Raw genomic sequence first — 8,370 nt, 5'->3', positions numbered from 1 at the left:
ATACACAGCGACAGCGGGGTCATATCGAGACCAAGGGCGGCGTGATGACCAACCTCATCGAGCGCAACACCACCATCCCGACCAAGCGGTCGGAGACCTTCACCACGGCCAACGACAACCAGCCGTCGGTGCAGATCCAGGTGTTCCAGGGTGAGCGCGAGATCGCCGCGCACAACAAACTGCTCGGCTCCTTCGAGCTGACCGGTATCCCGCCGGCGCCGCGCGGTGTGCCGCAGATCGAGGTCACCTTCGATATCGATGCCAACGGCATCGTGCACGTGACCGCCAAGGACAAGGGCACCGGCAAAGAGAACACGATCAAGATCCAGGACGGCTCCGGTCTGTCCAAGGAGGAGATCGACCGGATGGTCAAGGACGCCGAGGCGCACGCTGCCGAGGACAAGGCCCGCCGTGAGGAGGCCGAGACCCGTAACCAGGCCGAATCGCTGGTGCACCAGACCGAGAAGTTCATCGCCGATAACGAGGACAAGGTCCCGGCGGATGTGAAGACCAAGGTCGAGGCCGCGATCGCGGAGGCCAACGAGGCGCTCAAGGGCACCGATACCGCAGCGGTGAAGGCCGCGGTGGAGAAGCTGGCCACCGAATCGCAGGCCCTGGGGCAGGCGATCTACGAAGCCCAGGCGCAGCAGGAGGGCGCGGCAGGTTCCGGTAACGGTGCCGCCGCCGACTCCGGCGACGACCAGGTGGTCGACGCCGAGGTCGTGGACGATCCGGTCGACACGGAGAAGAAGTGACGAATACGGGAAACAACGACAAGCCGGAAGAGCCCTCGGAGCCGGTGAGCTTCGTCGACAAGCGCAAGATCGATCCGGAGACCGGTGAGGTCCGCGAGCCCGCCGGGGCGGCCAACGGTGCCGCCCCGGCCGGGGGCGAGGAAGGTGTCTCACCGCAGGCGCCGCAGGCCGGAGTGGACGAGGATGCCGCCGAGGCGGCGACGGCCGACGCGCCGGTCGCGTCCCCTGCGGACGAACTCGCCGAGCGGACCGCCGATCTGCAGCGCCTGACGGCGGAGTACACCAACTACCGGCGCCGGGTCGAGCGCGATCGCAAGACCGCGATCGACAACGCCAAAGCGGGAGTGGTCAACGAACTGCTCGGTGTGCTCGACGATCTGGATCGTGCCCGCGCGCACGGTGATCTGGAGACCGGACCGCTGCGGTCGGTGGCCGACAAGCTCGCCGAGGCGTTGCGTAAACAGGGCCTCGAGGAGTTCGGATCCGAGGGTGAGCCCTTCGATCCGAATCTGCACGAGGCCGTTCAGCACGAAGGCGCCGGGCACGATCCGGTGATCGGTGTGGTGATGCGCAAGGGTTACCGCTTCGGCGAGCGGGTGCTGCGGCACGCGCTGGTCGGGGTCACCGACGGTGTGGGCGATACCGTGCCGGATCCCGGCACCGCGGCGGCCACCGCCGGGCCGGAGGCATCGGATGCTGATGCCGGCTCCGGTAATTGACGATAGTGCGAGAGGAGGAGACGCTCGGTGAGCCAGCGGGAGTGGATCGAAAAGGACTTCTACAAGGAGCTGGGCGTCTCCTCCAACGCCTCCACCGACGAGATCAAGAAGGCGTACCGCAAGCTCGCCCGTGATCTGCATCCGGACGCAAACCCGGGTGATGCCCAGGCCGAGGAACGGTTCAAAGCCGTCAGCGAGGCTCATACCGTGCTGTCGGATCCGGCCAAACGCGCCGAATACGACGAGACCCGCCGCCTGTTCGCGGGCGGCGGGTACGGCCGGGGCGGCGGTTTCGCGCCCGGTGGCGGTGGCGGCGGGTTCTCCCAGAGCTTCGACCTGGGTGATCTGTTCGGGCAGGCCGGTGCCGGTGCCGGTGCCGACGGCGGTCTCGGCGATATCTTGGGCGGTCTGTTCAACCGGGGCGGCGGCGGTACGCGGACCGGTCAGCGGCCGCGCCGCGGTGCCGATGTGGAGGCCGAGACGACTCTCGGTTTCCGTGAGGCGGCCACGGGTGTCACCGTGCCGTTGCACCTGACCAGCCCGTCCCCGTGCACCACCTGCCACGGCAGCGGAGCCAAACCGGGCACCAGCCCGCGGGTGTGCCCCATCTGCAACGGCAGCGGTGTGGTCAGCCGCAACCAGGGCGCGTTCGGGTTCAGCGAACCCTGCGACGACTGCCGCGGCACCGGATCGATCATCGATGACCCGTGCGTGGACTGCCAGGGCAGCGGTATCCAGAACCGCACCCGCACCATCAATGTCCGGATCCCGCCCGGTATCTCCGACGGCCAGCGCATCCGGCTGGCCGGCCAGGGCGAGGCCGGGCTGCGGGGCGCGCCCTCGGGCGACCTGTTCGTGACGGTGCGGGTCGGCCAGGACAAGGTCTTCGGCCGGGCCGGCGATGACCTCACGCTGGCGCTACCGGTCAGTTACAGTGAATTGGTGCTCGGCACGACCGTATCGGTGCCCACTCTGGAGGGCCGGGTCGGCGTGAAGGTGCCACCGGGCACCGCGGACGGCCGCATCCTGCGGGTGCGTGGCCGCGGGGTTCCCAAACGTGGTGGCGGAGCCGGTGATCTGCTGGTCACCGTGAAGGTCGCCGTGCCGCCGAAGCTGGACGACGATGCCGTGGCCGCGTTGCGCGCGCTACAGGAGGCGGAGAAGGCCAGCGGCTTCGATCCGAGAGCTGGATGGGCAGGTGCGTGATGTCCACTGATCCGAAACGGACACCCGAGGGCAGTTCGGCGCGTGCCGAATACTTCGTCATCTCGGTGGCCGCCCAGCTGGCCGGTATGCACGCCCAGACGTTGCGTACCTACGACCGGCTGGGCCTGGTCACCCCGCAACGCACTTCGGGTGGCGGTCGGCGCTATTCGGAACGGGATGTGGAACTGCTGCGCGAAGTGCAGCGGTTGTCCCAGGACGAAGGCGTCAACCTGGCCGGGATCAAACGGATCATCGAACTCACCAACCAGGTATCCGAACTCCAGCAGCAGGTGGTGGAACTCTCCGCCGCGCTGGAGCGGGAACGCAGCCGTCCGGACTACCGCCCGGAACTGATTCCGCCCCAGCGCAATACCGCCTTGGTGGTCTGGCAGCCCCGCAACCGGCGGCGGTAGCCGGGCCGTCTCCGGTCGCCTCGATGAAACCCCGTGGAAAGTCATCCGCGGGGTTTCATTCGTCAGACGAGTCCTCGCGAAGGGCACCCGGCAAACTGATTCGACAAACACTCGACCGGCGCCGATGACGTCGGCGCCACGGATTGTAGGTCAACTGGGCGCGGTACCACGAAGAACCACTGCTCTTCCCGGTTCCGGGAATACTGCTGATCGGCCCGCGCCGGCGGGTCCGTACAGCTCAGGCGCCTTCGAATTGGATGCGTTCGGGTGGGGTGCCGGTGTCGAGGAGACGTTCGACCGTGGAGCGGGTCATGGCGGGGGAGCCGCAGACCAGGACCTGGTGGTGGTCGAAGGAGCCGTATGAGCCGACGACGTCGGCGAGGGTGCCCTGGATGAGGTCGTCCTCGTCGAATCCGATATCCACCCGGTGGCTTTGGTGCCATTGGTCCGGCCAGGACGGGTCCTCGAGCCGTTCCACGACCGGGACGACGGTGAGCCAGGGCAGGCTGTGGGCGAGGATGACGAGCATATCGGCGGCGTAGAGATCGCGGGGGGAGAAGCCGCCGAAGAAGAGGTAGGTGGTGGGAGGCTCGGGATGCCGTGCCAGCTCCAGGATCTGGGAGCGCAGGGGGGCCAGGCCGGTACCGCCCGCGATCATCACCAGCTCGTCGCCGTCGGGGTCGACGGTGAACATGCCCTGGGGCGCGGAGAGTTTCCACCGGTCGCCGACGGTGGTGTCGGCGACGATTCCGCCGCTGCACCAGCCCCCCGCGACCGTGCGGACGTGGAACTCCATCTTGCCGTCCAAAGAGGGCGGCAGGGCGGGAGAGAACCGGCGCCGCATCCCGGGGAACTGCGGCACTTCGACCTCGACGGACTGCCCCGCGGTGAACGGCACGTATTCGCCGACCAGCCGGATCACCGCCATATCGTGGCGTAGCCGATGGTGTTCGACGACATCGGCCATCCAGTAGGCCTGCCGGTTCCGGTCGTGGGACAGGCGGGGGTCGTTGGTCATACGCGGGCCTCAACCCTTTCGGGGCCTGGTGTTCGGTGCGGGCACCGGATCAGACCGGGTCGGTGCTGATGATCTCTTCCGGCGTGCCCACCGCGAGCAGCGCGCGCCGGGTGTCGGCGATCATCGTCGCCGAGCCGGCGATCTGGATCTGCCGATCCTCCCATGCGCCGAAACTGGCCACCACCGCGCCGAGGTTGCCGACGAGCCGCCGGTGCATTCCGTAGGGCGCGTCCTCGGTGGGATGCGGGTACCACCAGGGGTTGGTTTTGTGCTCGCAGACCGGGACCACGGTGAGCCACGGGTTGCTCTGCGAGAGCTGCCACATGTTCTCCACGTCGTACAGGTCGCACGGGTACACCCCGCCGATGAAGAAATGCACCCGCGGGTTGATACCGCGCCGCCCCATCTCGATCAGCTGCGCGCGCAGCGGGGCGACCCCGGTGCCCGAGCCGATCATCAGCACATCGCTGCCGCGGTCCTGGTCCACCTGCAATCCGCCGAGCGGGCCGCCGATGAGCCAGCGGTCGCCGACCTTGGTCTCGCCGACGATGGAGGGGCTCACCCAGCCGCCACGGACCTTGCGGACGTGGAATTCGATCTCCCCGTAGGGGTTCGACGGGATGGCGGGGGAGAGGTAACGCCACATGCGCGGGCGCTGCGGTACCGAGACCGGGACGTACTGCCCGGCCAGGTAGGGGATCGGATCGTCGGACTGCAGCCGGACGATGGCCAGATCGTCGAGGACGTGCCGGTGGCCGACGACGGTGGCCTCCCAGTAGGGCGGGGCGTCGTCGGAGTTGGCGCCGATCGCCATGGCGGCCGAGATCAGCAGACAGACATCTCGCCAGCCCTCGGCGAGTTCTCTGGTCCAGTAGTGGCCGTTGTAGTTCTGGAAGGCGGCGTAGAGCGCGGGCCCGGCCAGGTCGTAGTGCGCGGCTTCGACGCCGTACTTGCGGTGGTCGCGGGCGAGTTGTTCGAGGAACTTCTGCGCACGGTCCCAGTCCTCCAGATGGTCGAGCATGTACTGGATCGCGGTGACCAGTCTCTTCGCCTGCATCTCCATGGCCGGAGGGAAGAGTTCTCGCAGCCGCGGGTTCTCCGCGAACAGGTGACTGTAAAACGCGCTGACCAACCGCTCGGGTCCAGCCGGGGTGTCTAGTACCGACTGGAAATTGGCGCGGACCAGCGCTGCCGAACGCGCATCCACGGCGTGGAGCTTCCTTTCCCTGAAATCTGCCCGAAGTGACGTAGCCGTTACCGGCCGTCCTTCACTCGACCAGTATCCCCGAAAATTGTGATGATGGTGGATGTGAAATACCAGTACCGGGTTTGAGTGATCTTGTTCGCGGGTATCGCGCCTGGGCCGCGCGCCGTGATCCGGCTTTTTTTCGGCAACCGGTGTCTGGGTCCATGGACGGAAAAATATCAAACTTGAGCGGAACAGACTCAACCTTTCGAACGTTGGAACGGTCAGAACGGCACGAGTCCCCGCCAGCGGGTGCGGTTGCCGGAGGAGATATCGACTAGCAGGAAGGTGCTTCGTGGACTCGTTCAACCCCACCACCAAGACCCAGGCCGCGCTCACCGCCGCGCTGCAGGCCGCGTCGGCCGCCGGGAACCCCGAGATCCGGCCGGCCCACCTGCTGGTGGCGCTGCTGGACCAGACCGACGGTATCGCCGGCCCGCTGCTGAAGGCGGTGGGCACCGATCCCGCGACCATACGGCGCGAGGCCCAGGACATCGTCGACCGGCTGCCGCGCGCGTCCGGTGCCACCACCACACCCCAGCTCGGCCGGGAAGCGCTGGCCGCGATCACCGCCGCCCAGCATCTGGCCACCGAACTCGGCGACGAATACGTGTCCACCGAGCATGTGATGGTCGGCCTCGCCGACGGCGACACCGACATCACGATGCTGCTGCAGAAATACGGGGCGAGTGCCGCCGCGCTACGTGAGGCGTTCACCGCGGTCCGCGGCAACGCCCGGGTCAGCAGTCCTGATCCGGAGGGTAGTTACCAGGCACTCGAGAAGTACTCCACCGATCTCACCGATGCCGCGCGCGCCGGCAAACTCGACCCGGTGATCGGGCGGGATACCGAGATCCGCCGGGTCGTCCAGGTGCTCTCCCGGCGGACCAAGAACAACCCGGTGCTCATCGGCGAGCCCGGCGTCGGCAAGACCGCGATCGTCGAGGGCCTGGCCCAGCGCATCGTCGCGGGCGATGTGCCGGAATCACTGCGCGGTAAATCCGTCGTTTCGCTCGATCTGGGTGCGATGGTGGCGGGCGCGAAATACCGCGGTGAGTTCGAGGAGCGGCTCAAGGCCGTACTCGAGGAGATCAAGTCCAGCGCCGGGCAGATCATCACCTTCATCGACGAACTGCACACCATCGTCGGCGCGGGCGCGACCGGCGAATCGGCGATGGACGCCGGCAATATGATCAAGCCGATGCTGGCCCGGGGCGAGTTGCGGCTCGTCGGCGCGACCACGCTGGAGGAGTACCGCCAGCACATCGAGAAGGACGCGGCCCTGGAACGCCGCTTCCAGCAGGTGCTGGTCGGCGAACCCACGGTGGAGGACACGGTCGGGATCCTGCGCGGTATCAAGGAGCGCTACGAGGTGCACCACGGGGTACGGATCACCGACTCCGCGCTGGTCGCCGCGGCCACCCTCTCCGACCGCTACATCACCTCCCGTTTCCTGCCCGACAAGGCCATCGACCTGGTGGACGAATCGGCGTCGCGGCTGCGGATGGAGATCGATTCGCGGCCGGTGGAGATCGACGAGGTGGAACGGGCGGTACGCCGCCTCGAGATCGAGGAGGTGGCGCTCGCCAAGGAGACCGACGAGGCCTCCAAACAGCGACTCGAGAAACTGCGGGCCGAACTCGCCGACGACCGCGAGAAGCTCAATCAGCTCACCACCCGCTGGCAGAACGAGAAAACCGCCATCGACCAGGTCCGGATCCTCAAAGAGCAGCTCGAGGGCCTGCGCGGGGAGTCCGAACGCGCCGAACGCGACGGCGACCTGGGTAAAGCCGCCGAACTGCGGTACGGCCGCATCCCGGCGCTGGAGAAGGAGCTCGCCGAGGCCGAACGCGCCTCCGGCGCGGCGGCCGACGGCGAGGTGATGCTCAAGGAGGAGGTCGGCCCGGACGATATCGCGGAGGTGATCTCGGCCTGGACCCATATCCCGGTGGGCCGCCTGCTCGAGGGCGAGACCGAGAAACTGCTGCGGATGGAGGACGAGCTGGGCCGCCGGGTGGTCGGGCAGAACGCCGCGGTGCAGGCGGTATCCGACGCCGTACGGCGCGCCCGCGCCGGAGTCGCGGATCCGAACCGTCCCACCGGCTCGTTCCTGTTCGTCGGCCCCACCGGCGTGGGCAAGACGGAGCTGGCCAAGGCGCTCGCGGATTTCCTGTTCGACGACGAACGGGCGATGGTCCGCATCGATATGAGCGAGTACAGCGAGAAGCACGCGGTCGCGCGGCTGGTCGGCGCCCCGCCCGGATACGTCGGCTACGACCAGGGCGGTCAGCTCACCGAGGCCGTGCGGCGCCGGCCCTACACGGTGGTGCTGTTCGACGAGATCGAGAAGGCGCACCCGGATGTGTTCGACATCCTGCTCGCCGTCCTCGACGAGGGCAGGCTGACCGACGGCCAGGGCCGGACGGTGGACTTCCGCAACACCATCCTCATCCTGACCTCCAACCTGGGCGCCGGCGGTGATCCGGAGTTCGTCATGAACGCGGTCCGCGCCGCCTTCAAACCGGAGTTCCTGAACCGGCTCGACGATGTGGTCATGTTCGCCGCCCTCGACGAGGACCAGCTCGCCCACGTGGTGGACATCCAGCTGGACCAGCTGCAACGCCGGCTGGCGCAGCGGCGGCTCACCCTGGATGTCAGCGATTCGGCCCGGTTCTGGCTGGCGGTGCGCGGCTACGACCCGGTCTACGGGGCTCGTCCGCTGCGACGGCTGATCCAGCAGTCGATCGGCGACTCCTTGGCCAAGGAACTGCTGTCGGGCAAGATCGCCGACGGCGACACGGTGGATGTGAACGTGACCTCGGACGGCGACCACCTGGTCATTTCGCCGCGCTGAGGTTGCTGCCGCCGCATCGGCTACTCGTGTAACTGTGGCGGGCCCCCGGCCCACCCGCCCCAGCTCCTGGGCGCCGAGTTCAGCGAGGCACTGAAAGGGTTCGGCCCGCGTCGCCTGTCAGTGCTCGAAGCGAGGCGCCGCAGGCGCGAGTCCCGAGGG

Annotated in this window: 7 protein-coding genes; 5 read left to right on the top strand and 2 right to left on the bottom strand. The window is 67.8% G+C overall.

Features of this window, described 5'->3' with window-relative positions; genetic code table 11:
* The 4 genes from ACWDU1_RS25440 to ACWDU1_RS25425 form a co-directional block, all read left to right on the top strand.
* Window positions 1-755: Hsp70 family protein (locus ACWDU1_RS25440; protein ID WP_450002184.1), on the top strand; the 755-nt coding region annotated here is incomplete at its 5' end.
* Complete coding sequence (grpE, locus tag ACWDU1_RS25435; RefSeq protein ID WP_450002182.1) at window positions 752-1,474, top strand: nucleotide exchange factor GrpE; 723 nt, start codon at window positions 752-754, stop codon at window positions 1,472-1,474. The genes ACWDU1_RS25440 and grpE, both read left to right, overlap by 4 nt.
* Before the next feature lie 27 nt (window positions 1,475-1,501).
* Window positions 1,502-2,680 carry a molecular chaperone DnaJ gene (gene dnaJ / locus ACWDU1_RS25430; RefSeq protein WP_450002181.1) on the top strand — a complete coding sequence of 393 codons (1,179 nt, stop codon included), beginning with the start codon at window positions 1,502-1,504 and terminating at the stop codon, window positions 2,678-2,680.
* Window positions 2,680-3,093 carry a heat shock protein transcriptional repressor HspR gene (locus ACWDU1_RS25425; protein ID WP_450002179.1) on the top strand — a complete coding sequence of 138 codons (414 nt, stop codon included), beginning with the start codon at window positions 2,680-2,682 and terminating at the stop codon, window positions 3,091-3,093. The genes dnaJ and ACWDU1_RS25425 overlap by 1 nt, the downstream gene beginning before the upstream one ends.
* Before the next feature lie 238 nt (window positions 3,094-3,331).
* Here ACWDU1_RS25425 and ACWDU1_RS25420 read toward each other — a convergent pair whose 3' ends face one another.
* Both ACWDU1_RS25420 and ACWDU1_RS25415 read right to left on the bottom strand, forming a co-directional pair.
* On the bottom strand, window positions 3,332-4,111 hold the full coding sequence (locus tag ACWDU1_RS25420; protein ID WP_450002177.1) for an FAD-binding oxidoreductase: 780 nt from the start codon (window positions 4,109-4,111) through the stop codon (window positions 3,332-3,334).
* Window positions 4,112-4,160: 49 nt separating this feature from the next.
* Window positions 4,161-5,318: a globin domain-containing protein gene (locus tag ACWDU1_RS25415; protein WP_450002176.1), complete on the bottom strand. Its 1,158-nt coding sequence runs from the start codon at window positions 5,316-5,318 to the stop codon at window positions 4,161-4,163.
* 334 nt (window positions 5,319-5,652) lie between these two features.
* Between ACWDU1_RS25415 and clpB the strand changes: the two genes are divergently transcribed.
* A complete protein-coding gene (clpB, locus tag ACWDU1_RS25410; RefSeq protein ID WP_450002175.1) occupies window positions 5,653-8,211 on the top strand; it encodes an ATP-dependent chaperone ClpB in 2,559 nt (852 codons plus the stop codon).
* Window positions 8,212-8,370 lie beyond the last annotated feature (159 nt).

Source organism: Nocardia sp. NPDC003345 (assembly GCF_053589395.1).
Note: the sequence above shows the minus strand (reverse complement) of the source record. Positions and strands in the feature narration are given on the sequence as shown.

What these genes read in the sequence shown, in the direction of transcription:
- ACWDU1_RS25425 (WP_450002179.1), top strand. Translation starts at nt 2,680, where the DNA reads ATGTCCACTGATCCGAAACGGACACCCGAGGGCAGTTCGGCGCGTGCC.
- ACWDU1_RS25420 (WP_450002177.1), bottom strand. Translation starts at nt 4,111, where the DNA reads ATGACCAACGACCCCCGCCTGTCCCACGACCGGAACCGGCAGGCCTAC.